Raw genomic sequence first — 22,061 nt, 5'->3', positions numbered from 1 at the left:
CGCGAACCCTCAGGCCTGGACCGCAGCTTCTTCCTTGTGAGCGTTGTGCAGCACTTCGATCAGGCAGTCTTCCAACTCGAAACGCTCGTGCAGCAAACCGCCCAGCTCCTTGAATTTTTCCGCTACGCACTTGCCTTCATCGCACAGGTCATTGAACGCCAGCAGCTTCTCGGTGATGACATCGATGCGCGGGTAGATCGTCTCGGCCAGTTCAAGGCCGCGCTTGTCGTTGAAGGCCTTGGCCTCGCCCGTCAGTTGTTCGTATATCTCGAAATGACCGGCAGACACATAGTCGACCAGCACGCCGCAGAAATCCTGCAAGGGTTTGCGGCTTTCGCTCAGGGCTTCAGGCTTGGCGCCGAGATCATCGTAGGCCCGAACCAGTTCGTGACGCTCCTGCAACCAGCGATCGATCAGCAGATGCACTCCACCCCAGCGTTCCTGAGCATTCTGACAACTTTCGAGCATGGTGATTTCTTCCCTTGTGAGTCATGCCCCCTCGCAGCCTGTGCACGCCTGATGACCAGGGACAAGCCAGACACAACATGATCGAGCGGCACAATTCCAATAACACGTGCGGGCCAGATTATGCCCGCACGACAACGGCTTCAAGGTACGCAGGAGATAAAGTTCATACAAGTGTTTAATCCAGGGCCCGGACCAACTGCGACGTCTCGCCGCTGAGCGGTCGTACCAGAGCACTCCAGGCAAGGCGCAGCAGCAGGTAAGTCATGGCGCTGGACACCGCGAGAAAAAACAACAGGCTCCACTCGGGGATGCTCAGGTCGAACAGCGTCCACGTGATATTCGCGCAGTCGACGTCGCCGTCGAGGACACGATGCAACGCGCACCACCATGACCTCGTCGGGTTGAGCTGTGCGGCACAATCGGATAACGACTCGAACGAGCGGCTTTGCATCAGGACCTGACGCCACGCCAGGGTCATGCCCCCGGTCGCAAAAACCAATCCTGCGGCGCCATAGAAGAGACTGCCTCGTTGGCCTGGACCGTGTACGCACGCTACGAGGCTGTTCGCCAGGAACAGCATCAGGCACAACCGCTGCAAGACACACAGACTGCAAGGCGTCAGGCCGGCCGAATACTCCAGATAAGTGCTGATGCCCAAAGCCAGGGCGGCGGCGATGGAAGCCATGAGAAACGAGAAGCGTGAGCTGGCCAAAGACATGGCGATTCCGTAACAGAAGAGACAAGCAGTTACGGTAGAGGAAAGCCCTCGGGCCTTTCAAGGCAGCCCCGCGCAGACACTTCATCAGGGGTGTAGGGAATTCCCGACAGGTCGAAGAGGATTCGGCGCGGTCAGCTGTAGGACTTTGCTGAAGGTATGACCAAAGCTCCAAAAACAAACGGGTGTCACCGGTGGGAGCAAGGCTGCCTGCGATGAAGACGACGCGGTCTTTTGAGAAACCGAGGTGCCTGTTCGCGAGCAAGCTTTGCTCCCACCCATGCGGGAGCGCCACAATGACTCATCTCAAGTGGACAAGACCTGGGCCGGAACCGGCAGCGGCGCGGCCAGCAGACGCTCATCCAACAGCCCCAACCCCTCCTGGAACAACTGGTTGCTGCGCTCGGCATCCCCCAGTTGCGCCAGCAGGCGCGCCAGTTCGGCGCAGGCTTCGGGATTGCGCTGGACGCGCAAACTGCTTTCCAGATAATCCCGCGCCTTGCCCCACAAGCTGTTCTGCAGGCATAGGCGCCCCAAGGTCAGCAACAGGCTCGGATCGGCCGGGTGGTCCTTGAGCCAGCCTTCGGCCGCTTGCAACTGGCGGATCGGATCACTGCCGCGCACCAGCCCGTACAGGCGCGCCAGATGGCTGTCATAGTGACGCTTGAGCGCGCCGCGCAGCACCTCTTCGGCTTCGACCTGGGCGCCCAACTGACGCAATTGCTCTGCATAGGCCAGCACCAGCGCCGGCTCCTGGCGCTGTGCGGAGGTCAGTTGTTGCCAGGCGCGATTGAGCGACTGCAAACCGACGCTGCCGTCCTCCTCGCGGTGGGCCGCCAGGGTCAGGTTCTCGCCCCAGGCACGCCGCTCCAGTTCAGCCAGCTCGGCCGGTGGCAGGACTTTATCCTTGCGCAGCTCCGGCAACAGCCGGATCACCGCCGACCAATCGCCGCGCTGCTGATGCAGCCGTTGCAATTGGCGCAGGACCTGGGCGTTATGGGGATGACGCTCATGCATGGCCTGCAGCGTGCTCAATGCGCCATCCGTGTCACCTCGATCCGTCTGCAATTGCGCGTGCGTCAGGGCAATGGCCAGTTCCGCCTGGGGCTGACGCTCCAGAGCACGCTCGAGCAAACTGTCGCTTTGCTCGTAAAGCCCTTGTTCGTTGGCCGCGCGGGCGGCCCCCAGGTAATACAGCAGCGGCTGGCGCTCGGCTTCGGCGGCACGATGCAGATGGCGCTGGGCACTGGCCCAGCGACCTTCGGCCAGGTCCAACTGGCCGTGTTCGATCGCCACTTGCACCCGACGGCTGCGGTTGCGCCGCGACCACGGGTTGACCACGCCGCTGGACGTGGTCACCAACCCAATCAGCGCCCTCAGGCCTCGCCACACCAGCCAGAGCACCGCCACCAGGGCCAGGGTGACCCACAGGCCAGCTTCATAACGGAAGTTCTTGTACGCCACCAGCACGTAACCCGAATGCTCGGCAATCGCTACGCCGAGCAAAGCTGCGGCAGCGATGACCACGAACAGAATCACGTAGAGACGCTTCATGGCGTGGCCTCCTGCGCGCTTGGCGCGGGCAGCGGCTTGACCGACTCCTGGGCATTGAGGTTGCGACGCTCAAGGTAGGCCTGGACGCTGCTCAGCGTGCCCGTGAGGTCCGGGGTGACCACCGTCACCGGCTGCTTGGACAACTCACCCACGCGTTCGAGCATGATTTTGCTTTGCGGATTGTCCTGGTTGAAGTTGCTCGTCAATACGTCCCGGGCCTCGGTCAGCGCCTGGGTGTATACCGGCGCCTGACCATTGAGGGCGGCCCATTGCGCCTGCTCCAGCGCCAGGCTCAAGGCCAGGCGCACTTGCACGAGGCTTTGTCCGGCCAGCAGCGGACGGACATTCTCGTCGGCGTTGAAGTCGATGCGGATGTAGCGCGAGATCTGGTCCCACCACTGCGCCCACCGGCTGGCCCCATCGCCGTCGGCGGTCAGGCCCAGCAGCGACTCTCCACGATCCTTGTACTCGGGTGCCAGTTCGGTCAGTTGCAGCACCTGGTCACGCAAGGCGCCCAGTTGCAGGAACAGCCCGGTACGATCCGGTTGTTCGGTGCTGCGCAGCGCAGCGAGGGTCTTGGCCAGTTGCTCGCGGGCGGCGAACGAGCCGGGGTCGTTCTGTTCGCGCAGGATTTCGTCAGCGCCGTGGACCAGCGCCTGGGCACTGTCGATGTCTTGCAGGGCGGAAAGACGCAGGCTGGCCAGGCGCAACAGGTGCTCGGCCTCCGCCAGGCGCCAATCCTTGCGGCTGGCACCCAGCACGGTTTCCAGGCGCTGGTTCAGGTGCTGCTGATCACCTTGCAACTGGGCCACCTGGCGCCGCCGCTCCTCCAGCTCTTCGGCAGGGGGCAATTGCGCCAGGCGCTCGCTCAGGCGTTGCTCGTTGAGCTTGAGGGTCTGGGCCTGGTCGTTCAGCGCCTGGACCTGGGCGGACTGCTGCTGGTTATTGGTTTGCAGGTGACGTACCTGCCACACGCCCCAACCGCCCACGGCGACACCGGCGGCGCCGAGCAGCAAGGCAACAATGGCCAGCCCGTTGCCGCGGCGCGGCGCCACTGGGGCCGGGGGTTCAACCGGCGCATCGATCGCTGGCTGGTCTAGATCTTCTTTTGGCAAGGCTGTTTCGCTCACGTATCCATCCTTTGCATTAGAAAACGGCACGGAGTGTTCCCGTAACGCCGCCAGCAAAGCCGCGGCATTGGCGCCACGGCAATCCACAACTGTTCGGGCCCCGGCGGCACGCGCCATCTCGGCAACCCTTGGGCTTGGAACAAACAACGGTAACCGCGCCAGGGCTGGCCACGCATCGCCGGCCAACCGCTGCAGATGCTCGAAGCCCTGCCCACTGCTGACCACCAGTGCGTTCAAGCGTTCCGCTTCGACTATCGCCGGCAACGCCCCTTCACCGTAACTGGGCAAGTGGCGGCGGTACAATTCCAGATAATCGACACTAGCACCTTGCTCGCGCAAACGCTCTGCCAGCAAGCCACGCCCGCCTTCGCCCCGCACGATCAAGACCTTGGGGTCGGGCCGCGAAACCGCCTGGCGCAAGACCAAGTGCTCCAGCAAGGCTTCGCTGTCGTCGCCGTTATCGGGATAAAACACCGTGAGGCCGGCATCGGCAAGGATCTGTCCGGTGGCCGCGCCCACGCTGAACCAGGGTTGGTCTGGAGGCTGGGGCCAGTGTTGGCGCAGCAGCTCGACGCACAGGCGTGCGGCCGGCTTGCTGACCACGATCACGGCAGAGTATTGATCCAGTGCCTGGAATATCGCCCGCCCGGCATCGGACAGCGGGACCGGCTCGATATCCAGCAACGGCAGGCTGCTGCTGTAGACCCCCGCTTCGGCCAGGACAGCCGCCAGCGCCGACGACTCGTCCGCCGGCCGGGTGAGCAACAGCCGCCAACCCGTCACGCGTGGCCGGCCTCGCCGTAGACCGCCTTGAGAATGTCGGCGGCGCCCTGGCTCAACAAGTCTTCAGCCACCCGCACGCCCAACGCCTCGGCATCCTGGCGCGGTGCCCGGGCTTCGGCGCTGAGCAGCCGGCCCCCGTTGGGATCCCCCACCAGGCCGCGCAACCAGACCTGTTCGCCTTCCAGCACGGCGTAACAGGCAATCGGCACTTGGCAGCCGCCATTGAGGTGTTTGTTCAGCGCGCGTTCGGCGAATACTCGCGTGGCGGTGTCTGCATGGTGCAGCGGTGCCAACAGGGCATGGATGTCGCTGTCGGCGCTGCGGCACTCGATACCCACCGCCCCTTGCCCACCGGCTGGCAGGCTGTCGTCGACGCTGATGGCCGAGGTGATGCGGTCTTCGAAGCCCAGGCGGATCAGGCCGGCGGCGGCGAGGATGATGGCGTCGTACTCACCGGCATCGAGCTTGGCCAGGCGCGTGTTGACGTTGCCGCGCAGGAAACGGATTTGCAGGTCCGGACGACGCGTCAGCAATTGAGCCTGGCGACGCAGGCTGGACGTGCCGACCACGCTCCCGGCAGGCAACGCCTCAAGGCTGGAAAACGTGTTGGAGACGAACGCGTCGCGCGGGTCTTCCCGCTCGCAGATGCAAAACAGGCCCAGGCCTTCGGGAAAGTCCATGGGCACGTCTTTCATCGAATGCACGGCGATGTCGGCTTCGTTGTCCAGCAGCGCGGTTTCCAGCTCTTTGACGAACAGGCCCTTGCCGCCGATTTTCGACAGCGGCGAGTCCAGCAGCTTGTCACCGCGACTGACCATGGGCACCAGGGTCACGATCAGGCCGGGATGGGCCGCTTCCAGGCGGGCTTTGACGTATTCGGCCTGCCAGAGGGCCAAGGCACTTTTACGGGTGGCGATGCGGATCTCGCGAGGGGACATGGATCAATCCGTACTTAAAAGATACGGCAGATAATAACAGCTCAGTCAAAACCGCTTTGATTTGAATCACGACCCCAAGGCCTCCCTGGCCGCCAGATCCTGGAAATGAAACGCCTTGAACGCCTTGGACCGCCTGGCTTAAAGCTGCTGCATCATCTTGCGCACGCCGGCCACGTGCCGCCGGCTGACAATCAGCGCGTCGCCATTGAGACCTTTGAGGAACAGCTGGAAATGCCCAAGGGGGGTGCGTTGCAGACGCTCGATGCGCTCGCGGGCCACGAGGGCGTTGCGGTGGATGCGTACGAAGCGTTCGCCGAACTCGTCTTCAAGGGCCTTGAGGGGCTCGTCCAGCAACACCTCGCCACTCTCATGGCGCAAGGTCACGTATTTATGGTCGGCAATGAAGTAGACCACCTGGTTCAAGGGGATCAGCTCGATGCCTTTGCGGGTGCGCGCACTGATGTGGCTGCGTGGGCCACTGCCGCTTTCGGCGGCCGGACGGGTCAGCGCCGCCAGTTGCACGCGGTTGGGTCGCTCGGCCTTGCGCAAGGCTTCGAGCAACGCCTCGGACGCCACCGGCTTGACCAGGTAGCCCACGGCACCGGCCTGCAACACCTCGGGCGGAAAGTCGTCCCGGGTGGTACAGAACACCACGGCGGGCGGCGACTCTCGTTCGCACAACTTCGCCGCCACCTGCAGGCCGTCCAGGCCAGGCATGCGAATGTCGAGCAGCACGATATCCGGCTTGTGGCTGTCAATAAGGGCCAATGCCTCGTCGCCATTGGTGGCGCTCGGCTCCAGGACACTGTAACCCTCGAGCTCGCCAACCATTCGGCTCAGGCGCTCGCGGGCCAGTGGTTCGTCATCAACGATCAGGACATTCATATTGCGCTGGATTCCTGCGTGAGTCTCGCACAAGGATAGCGTAGACAGGGGAAGTGACATCCGTCACCGCGATCCACGCTAAGACTCGCTCGAGGGCCAAAAAGTGCCGCGAGGCGGTTGCCTATCTTTACCAGCGCTTGCCGACCGATGCCCGAGGCCCGTTGTCGCACGGCGTTGCCGTAGGGATTATTAACTGTCGATCTGACCAATATGAGCTCCCCCTTTTTCTATGTGTCCGGTGCGCCATGGATGGAAAAAGCAAAAGTCCTACCGTCCACTGTAGACGGTTGCCACGACGATATTGCTCAATCGAAAAATATCGTTGTGCGAAAACCCGGTTGGATCCCAGGCCTCGATCGAAAAAACCTGCCGACCAGTGCCAGCGCCAGTCCCGGCAACCCTGCTATCATCCGCCGCAGCCTTTAACCGCTACTTTTTCCACAGCCGATCACGAGCGAATTCATGAGCACTGACAAGACCAATCAGTCCTGGGGCGGCCGCTTCAGTGAACCCGTCGACGCCTTCGTCGCCCGCTTCACCGCCTCCGTCAACTTTGACCAGCGCCTGTATCGCCACGACATCATGGGCTCGATCGCCCACGCCACCATGCTGGCCAAGGTCGGCGTGCTGACCGATGCCGAGCGCGACAGCATCATCGATGGCCTGAAGACCATCGAGACGGAAATCGAGGCCGGCCAGTTCGACTGGCGCGTCGACCTTGAAGACGTGCACATGAACATCGAAGCACGCCTGACCGACCGCATTGGCGTGACCGGCAAGAAGCTGCACACCGGCCGCAGCCGCAACGACCAGGTCGCCACCGACATCCGCCTGTGGCTGCGGGATGAAATCGACCTGATCCTGGGCGAAATCACGCGCCTGCAAAAAGGCCTGCTGGAACAGGCCGAGCGCGAGGCCGAGAGCATCATGCCGGGCTTCACGCACCTGCAAACCGCTCAACCTGTAACGTTTGGGCATCACATGCTGGCCTGGTTCGAAATGCTCAGCCGCGACTACGAGCGCCTGGTGGACTGCCGCAAGCGCACCAACCGCATGCCCCTGGGCAGCGCTGCGCTGGCCGGCACCACGTACCCGATCGATCGTGAATACACCGCGCAACTGCTGGGCTTCGACGCCGTGGGCGGCAACTCGCTGGATAACGTCTCGGACCGCGATTTCGCCATCGAATTCTGCGCCGCCGCGAGCATCGCGATGATGCACCTGTCGCGCTTCTCCGAAGAGTTGGTGCTGTGGACCAGCGCGCAGTTCCAATTCATCGATTTGCCCGACCGGTTCTGCACCGGCAGCTCGATCATGCCGCAAAAGAAAAACCCCGACGTGCCGGAACTGGTGCGCGGCAAGAGCGGCCGGGTGTTCGGCGCACTGATGGGCCTGTTGACCCTGATGAAAGGCCAGCCGCTGGCCTACAACAAGGACAACCAGGAAGACAAGGAGCCGCTGTTCGACGCCGCCGACACCTTGCGCGACTCGCTGCGGGCCTTCGCCGACATGATCCCGGCCATCAAGCCCAAGCACGCGGTGATGCGCGAAGCGGCCCTGCGCGGCTTCTCCACCGCCACCGACCTGGCCGACTACCTGGTGCGCCGTGGCCTGCCGTTCCGTGATTGCCACGAGATTGTCGGCCATGCCGTGAAGTACGGCGTGGACACCGGCAAGGACCTGGCGGAAATGAGCCTGGACGAACTGCGCCGGTTCAGCGACCAGATCGAGCAGGACGTGTTTGCCGTGCTGACCCTCGAAGGCTCGGTCAATGCCCGTGACCACATCGGCGGCACCGCGCCGGCGCAGGTAAAGGCAGCGGTTGTGCGCGGCCAGGCGTTGCTCGCCAGCCGCTAAAAGCTTCGCGAGCAAGCCCGCTCCCACAGTAGATCGTCAGTGGACACAAATCTTGTGAACATATAGAGATCCAATGTGAGAGCGAGCTTGCTCGCGATAGCTGACTTCAAATCACCGAAAAGCTCACTTCTTGGCGGCAATCATCGCCAAAAATGCCGGCATCTCTGCCTCCCTGTCCGCAGCGATCCGCCGTACGTTCGGATTCTGCTCCAAGCGCTCCATCAGCGCCTTGGCCGCCGGCATGTCCGCCAGCCAATCGATATCGAAGACCTTCCTGCCCACTTGCAAGGCCAGCGAAAGGCTGTAGTAGAAATACAGGTCGGCAATGCTCAGGCTGTCGCCCGCCACATAGGGCGAGAATTTGCCGTGCCGGCCGAGCGAGGCAAACCCCAGCAGCAATTCGGACTTGGACTTTTCCTTGATGGCATCGGCCACCGTCATGCCGAAAAACGCCTCGCCATAGCAGGCCCGCCCCGGCAACTCGATATACAGCTCGATTTCCCGGCACAAGGCCAACACCTGGGCGCGCTCGAACGGGCCGGTCGGCAGCAGGGCTTTACCCGATTGGGTTTGCTCGATGTATTCGAGGATGACGCTGGTCTCGTTGATAAAACCCTGCTCGGTCTTCAGCACCGGCACCTTGCCGCGCGGGCTGATGGCCAGGGCTTCCGGGGTCTGGTTGCCAAAGAACTGCACTTCTTCGAAAGGCACGCCCTTCTCCAACAGTGCCAGCTTGACCATGTTGTAATAATTACTGACAGAGAAACCATAAAGCTTGAGCATTACAAATGCCTCCAGGCCGTGCGGGGGGTTGGCAGCCTTGCGTTATAGACCGTCGAGGGGTTTCTTGCCAGGCGCATCACGCCGCTGAATGCAGGTAAACTGGCGACCTTTCTTACAGGAGCCTGCCATGAGCGAGCCAACCGATATCGACACCGACGAAGAAGATTTTGTCGAGAACACGCTGATCGAAGCCATCGAAAACCAGATCGAAAGCGACAACCCGCCAGCGGCCAAGGCCACGTTCAACAAGTTGACCCTGGTGGGCTACGAGCGCGAAGAAATCCTCAACCTCATGGCTCATGTACTGGCCCATGAGATCGACGCCATCCTCGAAGAAGACCGCCCGTTCGACACCCAGTGGTACGAAACGGCGCTGCGCGCCCTTCCCGAGTTGCCGCCGGAAAAGCACTGAACCGACAGGCAAAGTTGCTTCTGTGGCGAGGGAGCTTGCTCCCGCTGGGGCGCGAAGCGGCCCCAATAGCTTAACGACTGCTGCGCAGCCGAACGGGAGCAAGCTCCCTCGCCACGACAAATGGCTTCTCTTGCCCCCCAAAACAAAAAAAGCATGCCACTGACACTGGACAGCTCGGCCGAGTGCGCTCACCTTAGTGACGCTGTCGACCAAATTCCTAGAAAGTCTGGAGTCCTTATGTCGCTTACCCCTGAGCTGGTTGCCGAACTGGAAATCCTTGCACTCTTCAACCTGGACAGTTCCCAGGAAGGCCTGAAAATTCATCAGACCGCTGCCCCTAAAGCGATTGCCGCTGCCCAACGCTTGTACGAGAAAGACCTGATCACCCAGCCGGACGGTGGTTACCTGACCAGCCTGGGACGGGATGCCGCCCAAAATGTCCAAACCGTCCTGACGATACTCAGCGTTCAACAAGAAGCCGCCTGATCCCCCTGCCGCCCACGGAAATCTCCTCTACGGGATTTCCGCAGGCGCACTGGCGCCCGGCGTAAAGAACCGGCATCAAAAATCCTGTTTTCAGCTTAAGTATTCCCAAGACCGGGCGCTAACCTGCCATCACCCCACGTTCGACGCCGCAAGCCGGTTTGAGCAGACATGACCCGCAATCACGAAATACGCCCCGATCTGGACGAGGGAATCGACCGCAAGGTGCTGAGCCAATTGCGCGCACGTTTTCTCAAGCTCAACACCGTGCGGCTGGAGCGCGCCCTCGAAGGCCTGTCGCCCCGCCAGCAAGGCGTACTGACGCTGCTGCCGCTGTTTTTCCACGTCAACCATCCGCTGCTGCCCGGCTACGTCTCCGGCAGCACGCCCGCCGGGCTGTCGAACTACGAGCCTGACGCCAACGTCCTTGCCGAAGCCCAACGGCTGACCCGTTCGTTTTCCTACAAGCCCCGGCACGGCAGCAACCCGCCGCGGCCGATTCTTGGCCTGTTCCTGATGGGCAGCCTCGGCACCCTGGCCCAGGCCGACCAGAGCGACATGGACGTGTGGGTGTGCCACGGGCCGGACCTGAGCGACGATGAACTGGCCGAGCTGCGCAAGAAATGCCAGTTGCTGGAGATCTGGGCGGCGACCCAGGGCGCCGAAGCCCACTTTTTCCTGATCGACCCGGCGCGTTTCGTGCGGGGCGAGCGGGACAACCAGCTCAGCTCCGACGATTGCGGCACCACCCAGCATTACCTGCTGCTGGACGAGTTCTACCGCACTGCGATCTGGCTGGCCGGGCGCACGCCGATCTGGTGGCTGGTGCCGGTCTATGAAGAAGAGAACTACGAGCAGTACACCCATACGCTGATGTCCAAGCGCTTCATTCGCGCGGATGAAACCCTGGACCTGGGACACCTGGCCTACATTCCGCCGGGCGAATTCGTCGGCGCCGGGCTCTGGCAGTTGTTCAAGGGTATCGAATCGCCCTACAAGTCCGTGCTCAAGCTGCTGCTGACCGAGGTCTATGCCAGCGAACACCCGAACGTGCGCTGCCTGAGCCTGCGCTTCAAACAGGCTGTGTTCGCCAATCGCCTGGACCTGGAAGAGCTGGACCCGTACATGCTGGTTTACCGCCGCATCGAGGAATACCTCAATGCCCGTGGCGAACCCGAACGCCTGGAGTTGATCCGCCGCGCGCTGTACCTGAAGGTCAATCGCAAACTCACCGGCCAGGCGCGCAGCAGTGGCTGGCAGCGGGTACTGCTTGAGCGACTGGCCCGGGAATGGGGCTGGGACCAGCGTCAACTGGCATTGCTGGACAGCCGCAGCCAGTGGAAAGTCCGCCAGGTCAGCCACGAGCGGCGCGCACTGGTCAACGAACTCACCCACAGCTACCGCTTCCTGACCCAGTTCGCCCGCACCGAGCAAACCGTCAGCCTGATCAACAAGCGCGATCTCAACGTGCTTGGCAGGCGCTTGTATGCCGCCTTCGAGCGCAAGGCCGACAAGGTCGAGTTCATCAACCCCGGTATCGCGCCGGACTTGGCCGAAGACACCCTGACGCTGGTCCAGTCACCCAACAAGAAGGAACCGGGGCAGAACCAGTGGGGCCTGTACAACGGCAGCCTCAACGCCCTGGAGTGGGAGAACTTCGCGCCCATCAAGCGTTGCCGCGAGTTGCTGGAGCTGTTGACCTGGTGCCATCGCAACGGCGTGATCGACAGCAGCACGCGCCTGGCGCTGCACCCAGGTGACAGCGACCTGAGCGAGTTCGAGCTGTTCAACCTGCTGGGCAGCCTGCAACAGTCCATCGCCCTGCCCCTGGTCACGGTGGATGAAGCGCAGTTGCTGCGCGCCAGCGTGCCCAGCGAAGTGCTGATCCTGGTGAACGTCGGCGTCGACCCGCTCAAGCACCATCGCGACCTGAATATCCTGATGACCACCGAGCGTACCGACTCCCTGAGCTACGCCGGGGTCCGGGAAAACCTGGTGCTGACCCTCGACCAGGTTACGCTCAACAGTTGGAATGAAGTGCTGGTCAACCGTTTCGACGGCGAACACGCCCTGCTCGACTGCCTGCGCGACTACCTCAACGACCTGCCCGTCACCCAGCGCCAACCGCGCTTGCAGGTGCGCTGCTTCTGCCACAACCGCGCCCAATTCATCGCGCGGCGTGTCGAGGAAGTGATCGAAACGGCGCAGACCCTGCTGTTGAGCAGGCTCAATCACCGCTACCTGCTTCAGGTCCAGCAGCATTACCACGTGCTGGAACTGGTGCCCGGTCATGTCAATCACGTGGCCCTGGGCAGTTTGTCGGCGCTGATGGATTACCTGGGCGAGGAACTGACGGCCTACAGCCCCTTGCACCTGGACCCGATGGCCCTGGAAGACCACGACCTGGCGCTGATCCTGCCCATGGGCCAGCCCGAGTGCATCCAGGTGTTCTACCGGACCAACGAGGACGAAGCCGATCTGTACGTGCTCGATGAATTCAACGCGCTGTGGCAACAACACCTGCCCTATCACGACGAACAAAGCCTGCTGGTGCCGCTGCAGCGCTTTCTGCAATCGGTGCTGTACCGCCGCGACGCCCTGCTGCCGCTGGACGCCGCCCAGCCGCTGACCCTGGAAACCCTGTACTACCAGTTGCTGCCTTCAGGTGGCCGGGCGCGCCGGATCGAAGCGCGGCAAGCCCCACAGACACCGGTCAACAAGCCGTTCTATGACGTGCAGGCGATCATCGGCAAGGCGGCGCACGGACAGGTGCACGTCACCCTGTACTGCGATCAGCAGGAGTTTTCCGAACTGGAACATGGCGACCAACTGTTCCGCGTGGTCGCCAGGGAGATCGTCGAACAGCGCCGCGAAGCCCAGCGCTATCGCTGCTACATCACCGACCTGGACCTCTCGGGGCTGGTGGACGACGGGGCCTGCTCAAGCAATTTGTACCTGCGCTACAAGGCCGACCTGGAACGCGCCCTGAACGAGGCGCTGGCCCTGGTCTGAAGCGCCCGGGCACTCAGAGGTGGAAGTCGCCGCCTGCTTCGGGCTGGTATTCGACGTCCAGCAAGGTCAGCTTCAACGTCTTGCCGCCCGGGGCCGGCCAGTCGATGTGCTGGCCGACCTTCAGGCCCAGCAAGGCACTGCCCACCGGCGCCAGGATCGAGATCCGGCCTTCGTCGGCATTGGCGTCCTGTGGATAAACCAATGTCAGGTGATAGTCCTTGCCGCTGCTTTCTTCGCGGCAGTGCACACGCGAGTTCATGGTCACGACATCGGCAGGCACTTCTTCGTGGCCCACCACGTTCTCGGCGCGATCCAGTTCGGTTTGCAACGCAATCACGCCTGGCAGCGTTTCATCAAGACTGTCGATCAGGCGTTCCAGACGCTGTACGTCCAGGCGGGTAAGGGTGATGGAAGGTGCGGTCATGATCCAGGCAGACTCCTTTCTTCTGCACAAAAAAAGCAAAACCCCGCCACAAAAAGGCGGGGTTTTCACGGGCCTCGACGAATTGAGGCGTAGCCGGACACTATCAGTAGGAGCTGACGAGTGCAACGAGGCTGCGATCTTGATCCGAGCAATTGAGCCTCAAGCGAAAACCGCAAAGATCAAGAACAAAAGATCGCAGCCTTCGGCAGCTCCTACAGGGATCTGCGCTTGAGCGCCTCGGCACAGATGACCCGCCGGCGCTCATCATCGGCCGAGCGCCATTCGCGGATATCCTCCACATGGCGGAAACAGCCGAGGCAGACCTTCTGTTCATCCAGCTTGCACACGCTGGTGCACGGCGACGGCACGGCGGGGCTGACGTTGCTGTAGAGCGGCTTGGGGGGCCGTGGCGGGGCGGTCTGGATCACGCCGTCACAGGCCTTCGAACTCGAGTTCCACGCCCGCCTGCTGCTTGACGATGCGCTCGAGCATCTCGCCCAGTTGCTCTTCGCTCTTGTCGCACATCCAGCGCTCGCTTTCCTCGTCGTAGTCGAAATGAAAGCCGCCGGAGACCGCCGCCAGCCACAGCTGCCGCAACGGCTCCTGGCGACTGAAGATCAGTTGGCTGCCGTTTTCGAACTTGACGGTGAGTACACCGGCGGAGATTTCCAGGTCAATGTCCAGGCCACTGTCATCGAACACATCCTCCAGCGTTTGCTGGGTCGCATCGACCAGATCGTGGAAACGGGCTTCAGTCAAACTCATTTGCGGCAACCTCGAAAATGTCTGCTCATGCTCAAGCGCCGCAAGATACGGACGCCGCCCGGCGATTGCAAAGGATATACCGATCAACGACAACAGTGCCGCCGGACGGGCGCCCCGTTGCATAGGCAAGCTGACGGGTGGCCGGTATACTCCGGCGCAATTAACGCATTTTCAAGGATTTCGCCATGAAGCGCCTGATCTCTTCCCTTGCTGCGCTCGTCGCGGTTGCCTGCCTCGTGACAGCCTGTGGTCAAAAAGGTCCGCTGTACCTGCCTGATGACAGCAAGTCCCCTGAAGAACAGGCCAAGTCGTCGCAATCCAAGACACACTCGCACGACACCCACACCACTTACTAAGGGAACGCCATGGACGCTTTTAACTACCGTGGCGGGGAGCTGTTCGCGGAAGGGATTGCCCTGTCCGCGATCGCCGAACGTTTCGGCACGCCGACCTACGTCTATTCCCGTGCCCACATCGAAGCCCAGTATCGGACGTTCGCCGATGCTCTCGACGGGGTGCCGCACCTGGTGTGTTTCGCCGTCAAGGCCAACTCCAACCTGGGTGTGCTCAATGTCCTGGCGCGCCTGGGGGCCGGTTTTGACATCGTCTCCGGTGGCGAGCTCGAGCGTGTGCTGGCCGCGGGCGGCAGCGCCGACAAGATCGTGTTCTCCGGCGTCGGCAAGACCCGCGAAGACATGCGCCGTGCCCTGGAAGTCGGCGTGCACTGCTTCAACATCGAATCCACCGATGAGCTGGAGCGCCTGCAGGTTGTCGCCGCCGAGCTGGGCGTTCGCGCGCCGGTCTCCCTGCGCGTGAACCCGGACGTCGACGCTGGCACCCACCCGTACATCTCCACCGGCCTGAAGGAAAACAAGTTCGGCATCGCCATTGCCGACGCCGAGGACGTGTACGTACGCGCCGCCCAGCTGCCGAACCTCGAAGTGCTGGGTGTCGATTGCCACATCGGCTCGCAACTGACCACCCTCGAACCGTTCATCGATGCCCTCGACCGCCTGCTGGCGCTGGTCGATCGCCTCGGCGACTGCGGCATCTACCTGCGCCACATCGACCTGGGTGGCGGTGTCGGCGTGCGCTATCGCGATGAAGAGCCGCCGCTGGTGGCCGACTACATCAAGACGGTGCGCGAGCGCCTCGAAGGCCGTGACCTGGCGCTGATGTTCGAGCCCGGCCGCTATATCGTGGCCAATGCCGGCGTGCTGCTGACCCAGGTCGAATACCTCAAGCACACCGAGCACAAGGATTTCGCCATCGTCGATGCGGCGATGAACGACCTGATCCGCCCGGCGCTGTACCAGGCGTGGATGGACGTCACCGCCGTGCGCCCTCGTGACACCGCGGCCCGCCCCTACGACATCGTGGGGCCGATCTGCGAAACCGGTGACTTCCTGGCCAAGGGTCGGGAGCTGGCGCTGGAAGAAGGCGACTTGCTGGCCGTGCATTCGGCCGGTGCCTACGGGTTTGTCATGAGTTCCAACTACAACACCCGCGGCCGTTGCGCCGAGGTGCTGGTGGACGGTGATCAGGCATTCGAAGTGCGTCGCCGCGAGACGGTAGCCGAGTTGTTTGCCGGCGAAAGCCTGCTGCCGGAGTAAAACCATGCTGCTGCGTTTTACCAAGATGCACGGCCTGGGCAATGACTTCATGGTCCTCGACCTGGTCAGCCAGCACGCGCATATCCTGCCCAAGCATGCCAAGCAATGGGGAGACCGGCACACCGGTATCGGTTTCGACCAGTTGCTGATCGTCGAGGCGCCCAACAACCCGGACGTGGATTTCCGTTATCGGATCTTCAACGCCGACGGCTCGGAAGTGGAGCAATGCGGCAACGGCGCGCGCTGCTTCGCCCGCTTCGTGCTGGACAAGCGCCTGACCGCCAAGCGGCAGATCCGCGTCGAGACCAAGAGCGGCATCATCGAACTGGATGTGCGCAGCGACGGCCAGATCGGCGTCAACATGGGCGCTCCGCGCCTGGTACCGGCGGACATTCCATTCGAAGCGCCGGCCCAGGCCCTGAGCTATCCGTTGGAAGTCGATGGCAACACGGTGGAACTGGCGGCAGTTTCCATGGGCAACCCCCATGCCGTGCTGCGAGTGGCCGATATCAACAGCGCCCCAGTGCATGAGCTGGGGCCGAAAATCGAACACCACCCGCGCTTCCCCGCGCGGGTGAATGTCGGTTTCCTGCAAGTCATCGACCGTCACCGCGCACAATTGCGCGTCTGGGAGCGCGGTGCCGGGGAAACCCAGGCCTGCGGTACCGGCGCCTGTGCCGCTGCCGTCGCTGCGATCAGCCAGGGGTGGATGGATTCACCATTGTTGATCGACCTGCCCGGCGGGCGTCTGTCCATCGAATGGGCGGGCCCTGGCCAACCGGTGATGATGACCGGCCCGGCAGTGCGCGTATACGAAGGACAAGTTCGTCTTTGAGTGAGCCAAACCCATGACCGATCAGCCACAGGTTCCAGCCCCACAGCCCGACGAATCTCCCAGCCTTCCAGAAGTCGCGGCCGTGGCCGCTTACCTGGAGGCTCATCCGGACTTCTTCGTCGAGCATGAAGAACTGCTTGCGACGATGCGCATCCCCCACCGGCGCGGCGACACCGTGTCGCTGGTGGAGCACCAGATGAAAATCCTGCGCGAGCGCAACATCGAAATGCGCCATCGTCTTTCGCACCTGATGGACGTGGCCCGGGACAACGACCGGCTCTTCGACAAGACCCGTCGGCTGATCCTGGCCCTGATGGACGCCAGCACCCTCGAAGACCTGGTCATGAGCGTCGAAGACAGCCTGCGCCAGGATTTCCAGGTGCCCTTTGTCAGCCTGATCCTGTTTGGCGACAACGCCATGCCGGTGGGCCGCTGGGTGACCCACGTCGAAGCGCAGACGGCCATCGGCGGCCTGCTCACGGAAAACAAAAGCGTCAGCGGCAGCCTGCGCGAACATGAGTTGGACTTCCTGTTCGGCGAAGAACAGCGCAAGCAGATCGGCTCCACCGCCGTCGTCGCCATCGCCCACCAGGGCGTGCATGGCGTGCTGGCCATCGCCAGCCGCGATCCGCAGCACTACAAGAGTTCGGTGGGCACGCTGTTCTTGAGCTACATCGCCGAAGTCACCGGCCGGGTGCTGCCAAGAGTCGCCGGTTCGCTGCGCTCGGTACGCTGATGATGGAGCGGCAACTGGACGCCTACTGCGAACACCTGCGCAGTGAGCGTCAGGTGTCGCCCCACACGTTGTTGGCCTATCGCCGCGACCTGGAAAAAGTGCTGGGCTGGTGCCAGAAGCAGAACATCGGCAGTTGGTCGGCCCTGGACATCCAGCGCTTGCGCAGCCTGATCGCCCGCCTGCATCAACAGGGACAGTCCTCCCGCAGCCTGGCGCGACTGTTGTCGGCGGTGCGCGGCCTGTATCACTACCTCAATCGCGAAGGCCTGTGCGATCACGATCCGGCCACCGGCCTGGCACCGCCCAAGGGCGAACGCCGGCTGCCGAAGACCCTCGACACCGACCGCGCCCTGCAATTGCTTGAAGGCGCCGTCGAAGATGACTTCCTGGCCCGGCGCGACCAGGCGATTCTCGAGCTGTTCTATTCTTCCGGCCTGCGGCTTTCGGAGCTGACGGGGCTTAACCTGGATCAACTGGACCTGGCCGACGGCATGGTCCAGGTGCTCGGCAAGGGCAGCAAGACCCGCCTGCTGCCTGTCGGCCGCAAGGCCCGTGAAGCCCTGGAGCTGTGGCTGCCCCTGCGGGCCCTGGCCAACCCCGCCGACGACGCGGTATTCGTCAGCCAACGCGGTCGGCGCCTCGGCCCGCGGGCGATTCAGCTGCGGGTCAAGGCCGCGGGCGAACGCGAGTTGGGGCAGAACCTGCACCCACACATGCTCAGGCACTCCTTCGCCAGCCATCTGCTGGAGTCCTCCCAGGACCTGCGCGCCGTTCAAGAGCTGCTGGGCCACTCGGACATCAAGACGACACAGATCTACACCCACCTGGACTTCCAGCACCTGGCGACGGTCTATGACAGTGCCCACCCCAGGGCCAAACGCATCAAGGGCGACGAATCATGACCATCGAACTCATCACTTTCGACCTGGACGACACCCTGTGGGACACCGCCCCGGTAATCGCCAGCGCCGAAGCCATACTCCGCCAATGGCTGAGCGACAACGCACCGAACCTGGGCGGGCTGCCGGTGGAGCATCTTTTTTCGATTCGCGAGCAAGTGTTGCGCGAAGAACCCAACCTCAAGCATCGCATCAGTGCGCTGCGCCGGCGGGTGCTGTTCCGTGCCTTGCAGGAAGCCGGCTACGACCAGTGGCACGCCTCTGAACTGGCGGACCAGGCCTTCGAGACGTTCCTGCACGCCCGTCATCAGTTGGAGATTTTTCCCGAGGTGCAGCCCACCCTGGAAATCCTGGCCAATCATTTCGCCCTCGGCGTAGTCACCAATGGCAACGCCGACGTGCGACGCCTGGGGCTGGCGGACTACTTCAAGTTCGCCTTGTGCGCCGAAGACATCGGCATCGCCAAGCCTGACGCCCGATTGTTCCACGAAGCCCTGCAGCGCGGCGGCGCCACGGCACAGACCGCTGTGCACGTTGGCGATCACCCGGGCGACGACATCGCCGGCGCCCAACAGGCCGGCCTGCGCGCGGTGTGGTTCAACCCGGCAGGCAAGCCCTGGAATGCCGACCATGCGCCGGACGCGGAAATTCGCAGCCTGACCGAACTGCCGGGGCTGTTGGCGGGTTGGCATAGCCAACCCTGAACCCTGCCTCACAGCCGCCAAAGCCCCTCTGTGGGAGCGGCTATGTCCCGCAGCTCCCCGCCCGACAAAGAAACCTGTGGGAGCGAGCTTGCTCGCGAAGGCGGCGGCACATCCAACATCAATGCCAACAGACCCACCGCTATCGCGAGCAAGCTCGCTCCCACCCTGGAGCGGCTGTGTCCCGCAGTTCCCCGCCCGGCAAAGAAACCTGTGGGAGCGAGCTTGCTCGCGATGACGACGGCACATCCAACATCAATGCCAACAGACCCACCGCTATCGCGAGCAAGCTCGCTCCTACCCTGGAGCGGCTGTGTCCCGCAGTTCCCCGCCCGGCAAAGAAACCTGTGGGAGCGAGCTTGCTCGCGATGACGACGGCACATCCACATCAATGCCAACAGACCCACCGCTATCGCGAGCAAGCTCGCTCCCACCCTGGAGCGGCTGTGTCCCGCAGCTCCCCGCCCACCAAAAAAACCTGTGGGAGCGAGCTTGCTCGCGATGACGGCGGCACATCCAACATCAATGCCAACAGACCCACCGCTATCGCGAGCAAGCTCGCTCCCACAGGGACTGCGCCTGGCCCGGAGTAGAGTTGCGCCCATGAAAAAGCCCGCAGCGACGGCGGGCTTTTTCAGCAAGCAAGAAGCCGATACTCAGATAGGGCGGCTGCCGTACTTGTTGTCAGGCTTCTTGGGTGGATCAGCGACCACGTTGGCTTCCACTTCCTGCACCTTACCGCCCCTGGCCAGGAACTCCTCCATGGCCTTGGCGAGCGCATCACGCTCCTTGTTCTTGGCCTCTACGCTCGGCAACTCGTCGACCGACACCGCGGCCTTGGCCTTGCCCTTGGCGGTAGGTGCCGGAACGTCGGCGCCATCGTCTTCGGCAACGTCTTCAGCCGCCACTTCAAGGCCTTCTTCGGTCTCGTCTTCGTCGCCTACTTCGAGGTCGTCGTTTTCCAGATCATCGTCGCTCATGTTCTACCTCATGACTTGCGAAAAGCAGATTAGTTATAGCCCAGCTTCGCCATCTGTTCGAAGGCTGCCAGAAAAAATTCAACATCCGCTGGCAATCAGCGGTTATGCCCCTTCACCGTACAAGGTGGCGAGGACTTTACGAGCACCGCCGTGATCACGGTGCTCGCCCAGATAAACACCTTGCCAGGTTCCCAATGCCAGCCGTCCCGCCGTAACCGGCAGGCTGAGCTGGCAACCGAGCACACTGGCCTTGAAGTGCGCCGGGAGGTCGTCCAAGCCTTCGTCGTTGTGCTCATAGCCGGCTGTTCCTTGTGGGATCAGCCGATTGAAAAATCGTTCGAAGTCTCGACGTACCGCCGGATCGGCGTTCTCGTTGATGGTCAACGAGGCCGAGGTATGCTGCAGCCACAGATGCAACAGACCGACACGACACGCCTGGAGGTCAGGCAGGCCGGCCAGCAACTCGTCCGTCACCAGATGAAAGCCCCGGGGCCTTGCCCGCAGGGTTATCAGCGTCTGTTGCCACATACAGATCTCCGCACGTTCGGCGCGCATTCTAGCGCGCTCTGGGAAAAAACAAAGGCCCTAATATTCTTGCTTCGGTGTAAGCCTTTGGCGGTATAAAAACCCATGTCGCATCCACAACAAAAGGCGTCGGAAAAACCGCCGTACCTTGTGAGCAATGACAAACTCCAGACAAAAAAATGCCCGGCGAACCGGGCATTTTTTGTTGCGTGTGCTTACAGGTTGTAGCCACGCTCGTTGTGCTGGGCCAGATCCAGGCCCACAGCTTCTTCTTCCTCGGTGACACGCAGACCCATGACAGCGTCCAGGACCTTGAGGATGATGAAGGTGACGATCGCGGTGTAGACCACCGTGAAACCCACGCCCTTGAATTGAATCCACACTTGCGCGCCGATATCGGTCACGGTGCCGAAGCCACCCAAGGCCGGTGCGGCGAACACACCGGTCAGGATCGCGCCGAGAATACCGCCGATGCCATGCACGCCGAAGGCATCCAGGGAGTCGTCATAACCGAGCTTGCGCTTGAGGGTGGTGGCGCAGAAGAAGCACACCACGCCCGCCGCCAGGCCGATGACCAGGGCGCCCATCGGGCCCACGGTGCCGGCAGCCGGGGTGATTGCAACCAGGCCGGCCACCACGCCCGAGGCAATGCCCAGCGCGCTTGGCTTGCCGTGGGTGATCCACTCGGCAAACATCCAGCCCAGTGCCGCCGCAGCGGTAGCGATCTGGGTCACCAGCATCGCCATGCCGGCAGTGCCGTTGGCGGCGACAGCGGAACCGGCGTTGAAGCCGAACCAGCCGACCCACAGCATGGCCGCGCCCATCAGAGTGTAACCCAGGTTATGCGGCGCCATTGGCGTGGTCGGGAAGCCTTTGCGCTTGCCCAATACCAGGCACGCCACCAGGCCGGCGATACCAGCGTTGATGTGCACCACGGTGCCGCCAGCGAAGTCCAGCACGCCCCAATCCCACATCAGGCCGCCATTGCCGGACCAGACCATGTGCGCAATCGGTGCATACACCAGGGTGAACCACACGCCCATGAAGATCAGCATGGCGGAGAACTTCATCCGCTCGGCAAATGCACCGACGATCAGGGCCGGGGTAATGATGGCGAACGTCATCTGGAAGGTGATGAACACCGCTTCAGGGAACAGCGCCGCCGGGCCGGTCAGGCTGGCTGGCGTGACACCTGCCAGGAACGCTTTGCCGAAACCGCCAATGAAGGAGTTGAAGTTGACGACGCCCTGCTCCATGCCGGTGGTGTCGAACGCGATGCTGTAGCCATAGATGACCCACAGGATGCTGATCAGACCGGTAATGGCAAAGCACTGCATCATCACGGAAAGAATGTTCTTCGAACGGACCATGCCGCCGTAGAACAGCGCCAATCCGGGGATGGTCATGAACAGTACAAGAATCGTGGCCGTGAGCATCCAGGCGGTGTCGCCGGAGTTCAGGACAGGGGCTGCCGCTTCTTCTGCCATGGCCAGGCCAGGCATTGCGAAGGACAACAGGGCTCCTAGCCCTGCGAATTTACGCAGAGTCATATTGTTTTCTCCT

Annotated in this window: 23 protein-coding genes and 1 pseudogene; 10 read left to right on the top strand and 14 right to left on the bottom strand. The window is 62.5% G+C overall.

Translation table 11 applies throughout. The features are described from left to right. Positions 1-9: 9 nt before the first annotated feature. The 7 genes and pseudogenes from IB266_RS22790 to IB266_RS22765 form a co-directional block, all read right to left on the bottom strand. The gene (locus tag IB266_RS22790; protein ID WP_060740104.1) at positions 10-468 is read right to left on the bottom strand and encodes an Rsd/AlgQ family anti-sigma factor; all 459 of its coding nucleotides are present in this window, start codon (positions 466-468) and stop codon (positions 10-12) included. A 175-nt stretch (positions 469-643) separates the two neighbouring features. Further along, the gene (locus IB266_RS22785) at positions 644-1,186 is read right to left on the bottom strand and encodes a disulfide bond formation protein B (RefSeq protein WP_192262542.1); all 543 of its coding nucleotides are present in this window, start codon (positions 1,184-1,186) and stop codon (positions 644-646) included. Positions 1,187-1,489: 303 nt separating this feature from the next. Further along, a complete protein-coding gene (locus IB266_RS22780; RefSeq protein ID WP_192262540.1) occupies positions 1,490-2,737 on the bottom strand; it encodes a heme biosynthesis protein HemY in 1,248 nt (415 codons plus the stop codon). Continuing rightward, positions 2,734-3,867, bottom strand: coding sequence for a uroporphyrinogen-III C-methyltransferase (locus IB266_RS30785; protein ID WP_318646601.1), 1,134 nt, complete (start codon positions 3,865-3,867; stop codon positions 2,734-2,736). Before IB266_RS30785 ends, IB266_RS22780 begins: the two co-directional genes overlap by 4 nt. Positions 3,868-3,903: 36 nt before the next feature. Next, a pseudogene (locus IB266_RS30780) lies at positions 3,904-4,650 on the bottom strand (uroporphyrinogen-III synthase); the annotation flags it as partial. Continuing rightward, positions 4,647-5,588 (bottom strand): hydroxymethylbilane synthase, encoded by a 942-nt coding sequence (hemC, locus tag IB266_RS22770; protein WP_122567522.1) that lies wholly within the window; start codon positions 5,586-5,588, stop codon positions 4,647-4,649. The pseudogene IB266_RS30780 and the gene hemC, both read right to left, overlap by 4 nt. 138 nt (positions 5,589-5,726) lie before the next feature. Next, positions 5,727-6,473: a LytR/AlgR family response regulator transcription factor gene (locus IB266_RS22765; RefSeq protein WP_060740100.1), complete on the bottom strand. Its 747-nt coding sequence runs from the start codon at positions 6,471-6,473 to the stop codon at positions 5,727-5,729. A gap of 462 nt (positions 6,474-6,935) precedes the next feature. Here IB266_RS22765 and argH point away from each other — a divergent pair, with 462 nt between their 5' ends. Beyond that, positions 6,936-8,330 carry an argininosuccinate lyase gene (gene argH, locus IB266_RS22760; protein ID WP_092174831.1) on the top strand — a complete coding sequence of 465 codons (1,395 nt, stop codon included), beginning with the start codon at positions 6,936-6,938 and terminating at the stop codon, positions 8,328-8,330. Positions 8,331-8,453: 123 nt separating this feature from the next. Here argH and IB266_RS22755 read toward each other — a convergent pair whose 3' ends face one another. Further along, positions 8,454-9,113, bottom strand: coding sequence for a glutathione S-transferase family protein (locus IB266_RS22755; protein WP_192262535.1), 660 nt, complete (start codon positions 9,111-9,113; stop codon positions 8,454-8,456). A gap of 127 nt (positions 9,114-9,240) precedes the next feature. Here IB266_RS22755 and IB266_RS22750 point away from each other — a divergent pair, with 127 nt between their 5' ends. The 3 genes from IB266_RS22750 to IB266_RS22740 all read left to right on the top strand — a co-directional run bounded on the left by IB266_RS22750 (position 9,241) and on the right by IB266_RS22740 (position 13,020). Continuing rightward, the gene (locus IB266_RS22750) at positions 9,241-9,525 is read left to right on the top strand and encodes a hypothetical protein (protein WP_192262533.1); all 285 of its coding nucleotides are present in this window, start codon (positions 9,241-9,243) and stop codon (positions 9,523-9,525) included. A gap of 237 nt (positions 9,526-9,762) precedes the next feature. After that, entirely contained in the window at positions 9,763-10,011 is a 249-nt protein-coding gene (locus IB266_RS22745; RefSeq protein ID WP_060740096.1) for a TIGR02647 family protein, read from the top strand. A gap of 168 nt (positions 10,012-10,179) precedes the next feature. Then, positions 10,180-13,020: a class I adenylate cyclase gene (locus IB266_RS22740; protein WP_192262531.1), complete on the top strand. Its 2,841-nt coding sequence runs from the start codon at positions 10,180-10,182 to the stop codon at positions 13,018-13,020. A gap of 13 nt (positions 13,021-13,033) precedes the next feature. On the opposite strand, the gene rnk is transcribed toward IB266_RS22740, so the two are convergent. The 3 genes from rnk to cyaY form a co-directional block, all read right to left on the bottom strand. Then, positions 13,034-13,444, bottom strand: coding sequence for a nucleoside diphosphate kinase regulator (gene rnk, locus IB266_RS22735; RefSeq protein ID WP_060740094.1), 411 nt, complete (start codon positions 13,442-13,444; stop codon positions 13,034-13,036). A gap of 212 nt (positions 13,445-13,656) precedes the next feature. Further along, entirely contained in the window at positions 13,657-13,872 is a 216-nt protein-coding gene (locus tag IB266_RS22730) for a DUF1289 domain-containing protein (RefSeq protein WP_103310269.1), read from the bottom strand. Positions 13,873-13,876: 4 nt separating this feature from the next. Continuing rightward, the gene (gene cyaY / locus IB266_RS22725) at positions 13,877-14,209 is read right to left on the bottom strand and encodes an iron donor protein CyaY (RefSeq protein WP_092443009.1); all 333 of its coding nucleotides are present in this window, start codon (positions 14,207-14,209) and stop codon (positions 13,877-13,879) included. Between the two features lie 185 nt (positions 14,210-14,394). Here cyaY and lptM point away from each other — a divergent pair, with 185 nt between their 5' ends. The 6 genes from lptM to IB266_RS22695 are packed head-to-tail and all read left to right on the top strand — an operon-like array spanning position 14,395 to position 18,996. Then, positions 14,395-14,565, top strand: coding sequence for an LPS translocon maturation chaperone LptM (gene lptM / locus IB266_RS22720; RefSeq protein ID WP_072406122.1), 171 nt, complete (start codon positions 14,395-14,397; stop codon positions 14,563-14,565). Between the two features lie 9 nt (positions 14,566-14,574). After that, a complete protein-coding gene (gene lysA / locus IB266_RS22715; RefSeq protein ID WP_192262529.1) occupies positions 14,575-15,822 on the top strand; it encodes a diaminopimelate decarboxylase in 1,248 nt (415 codons plus the stop codon). A gap of 4 nt (positions 15,823-15,826) precedes the next feature. Continuing rightward, positions 15,827-16,657 (top strand): diaminopimelate epimerase, encoded by an 831-nt coding sequence (dapF, locus tag IB266_RS22710; protein ID WP_060740090.1) that lies wholly within the window; start codon positions 15,827-15,829, stop codon positions 16,655-16,657. A 13-nt stretch (positions 16,658-16,670) separates the two neighbouring features. After that, the gene (locus IB266_RS22705) at positions 16,671-17,393 is read left to right on the top strand and encodes a DUF484 family protein (RefSeq protein ID WP_192262526.1); all 723 of its coding nucleotides are present in this window, start codon (positions 16,671-16,673) and stop codon (positions 17,391-17,393) included. Positions 17,394-17,395: 2 nt separating this feature from the next. Next, positions 17,396-18,295: a tyrosine recombinase XerC gene (gene xerC, locus IB266_RS22700; protein ID WP_060740088.1), complete on the top strand. Its 900-nt coding sequence runs from the start codon at positions 17,396-17,398 to the stop codon at positions 18,293-18,295. Beyond that, the gene (locus IB266_RS22695; RefSeq protein WP_060740087.1) at positions 18,292-18,996 is read left to right on the top strand and encodes an HAD family hydrolase; all 705 of its coding nucleotides are present in this window, start codon (positions 18,292-18,294) and stop codon (positions 18,994-18,996) included. Before xerC ends, IB266_RS22695 begins: the two co-directional genes overlap by 4 nt. Before the next feature lie 653 nt (positions 18,997-19,649). On the opposite strand, the gene sutA is transcribed toward IB266_RS22695, so the two are convergent. The 3 genes from sutA to IB266_RS22680 all read right to left on the bottom strand — a co-directional run bounded on the left by sutA (position 19,650) and on the right by IB266_RS22680 (position 22,048). Further along, positions 19,650-19,973, bottom strand: coding sequence for a transcriptional regulator SutA (gene sutA, locus IB266_RS22690; protein ID WP_072406034.1), 324 nt, complete (start codon positions 19,971-19,973; stop codon positions 19,650-19,652). A 102-nt stretch (positions 19,974-20,075) separates the two neighbouring features. Further along, positions 20,076-20,501: a secondary thiamine-phosphate synthase enzyme YjbQ gene (locus tag IB266_RS22685; protein WP_192262525.1), complete on the bottom strand. Its 426-nt coding sequence runs from the start codon at positions 20,499-20,501 to the stop codon at positions 20,076-20,078. A 212-nt stretch (positions 20,502-20,713) separates the two neighbouring features. Beyond that, positions 20,714-22,048 (bottom strand): ammonium transporter, encoded by a 1,335-nt coding sequence (locus IB266_RS22680; protein ID WP_060740085.1) that lies wholly within the window; start codon positions 22,046-22,048, stop codon positions 20,714-20,716. Between the last annotated feature and the right edge of the window lie 13 nt (positions 22,049-22,061).

The sequence above is a fragment of the Pseudomonas sp. Pdm06 genome (assembly GCF_014851795.1).
GTDB lineage: Bacteria > Pseudomonadota > Gammaproteobacteria > Pseudomonadales > Pseudomonadaceae > Aquipseudomonas > Aquipseudomonas fluorescens_AA.
Note: the sequence above shows the minus strand (reverse complement) of the source record. Positions and strands in the feature narration are given on the sequence as shown.

Excerpts from the sequence above, each read along its gene's own strand:
- argH (WP_092174831.1), top strand. The coding sequence starts at position 6,936 with ATGAGCACTGACAAGACCAATCAGTCCTGGGGCGGCCGCTTCAGTGAA.
- hemC (WP_122567522.1), bottom strand. The coding sequence starts at position 5,588 with ATGTCCCCTCGCGAGATCCGCATCGCCACCCGTAAAAGTGCCTTGGCC.
- lptM (WP_072406122.1), top strand. The coding sequence starts at position 14,395 with ATGAAGCGCCTGATCTCTTCCCTTGCTGCGCTCGTCGCGGTTGCCTGC.
- dapF (WP_060740090.1), top strand. The coding sequence starts at position 15,827 with ATGCTGCTGCGTTTTACCAAGATGCACGGCCTGGGCAATGACTTCATG.
- IB266_RS22780 (WP_192262540.1), bottom strand. The coding sequence starts at position 2,737 with ATGAAGCGTCTCTACGTGATTCTGTTCGTGGTCATCGCTGCCGCAGCT.
- IB266_RS22765 (WP_060740100.1), bottom strand. The coding sequence starts at position 6,473 with ATGAATGTCCTGATCGTTGATGACGAACCACTGGCCCGCGAGCGCCTG.
- IB266_RS22790 (WP_060740104.1), bottom strand. The coding sequence starts at position 468 with ATGCTCGAAAGTTGTCAGAATGCTCAGGAACGCTGGGGTGGAGTGCAT.
- IB266_RS22685 (WP_192262525.1), bottom strand. The coding sequence starts at position 20,501 with ATGTGGCAACAGACGCTGATAACCCTGCGGGCAAGGCCCCGGGGCTTT.
- xerC (WP_060740088.1), top strand. The coding sequence starts at position 17,396 with ATGGAGCGGCAACTGGACGCCTACTGCGAACACCTGCGCAGTGAGCGT.
- rnk (WP_060740094.1), bottom strand. The coding sequence starts at position 13,444 with ATGACCGCACCTTCCATCACCCTTACCCGCCTGGACGTACAGCGTCTG.
- cyaY (WP_092443009.1), bottom strand. The coding sequence starts at position 14,209 with ATGAGTTTGACTGAAGCCCGTTTCCACGATCTGGTCGATGCGACCCAG.
- IB266_RS22740 (WP_192262531.1), top strand. The coding sequence starts at position 10,180 with ATGACCCGCAATCACGAAATACGCCCCGATCTGGACGAGGGAATCGAC.
- IB266_RS22750 (WP_192262533.1), top strand. The coding sequence starts at position 9,241 with ATGAGCGAGCCAACCGATATCGACACCGACGAAGAAGATTTTGTCGAG.
- IB266_RS22705 (WP_192262526.1), top strand. The coding sequence starts at position 16,671 with ATGACCGATCAGCCACAGGTTCCAGCCCCACAGCCCGACGAATCTCCC.
- IB266_RS22755 (WP_192262535.1), bottom strand. The coding sequence starts at position 9,113 with ATGCTCAAGCTTTATGGTTTCTCTGTCAGTAATTATTACAACATGGTC.
- lysA (WP_192262529.1), top strand. The coding sequence starts at position 14,575 with ATGGACGCTTTTAACTACCGTGGCGGGGAGCTGTTCGCGGAAGGGATT.
- IB266_RS22695 (WP_060740087.1), top strand. The coding sequence starts at position 18,292 with ATGACCATCGAACTCATCACTTTCGACCTGGACGACACCCTGTGGGAC.
- sutA (WP_072406034.1), bottom strand. The coding sequence starts at position 19,973 with ATGAGCGACGATGATCTGGAAAACGACGACCTCGAAGTAGGCGACGAA.
- IB266_RS22785 (WP_192262542.1), bottom strand. The coding sequence starts at position 1,186 with ATGTCTTTGGCCAGCTCACGCTTCTCGTTTCTCATGGCTTCCATCGCC.
- IB266_RS22680 (WP_060740085.1), bottom strand. The coding sequence starts at position 22,048 with ATGACTCTGCGTAAATTCGCAGGGCTAGGAGCCCTGTTGTCCTTCGCA.
- IB266_RS22745 (WP_060740096.1), top strand. The coding sequence starts at position 9,763 with ATGTCGCTTACCCCTGAGCTGGTTGCCGAACTGGAAATCCTTGCACTC.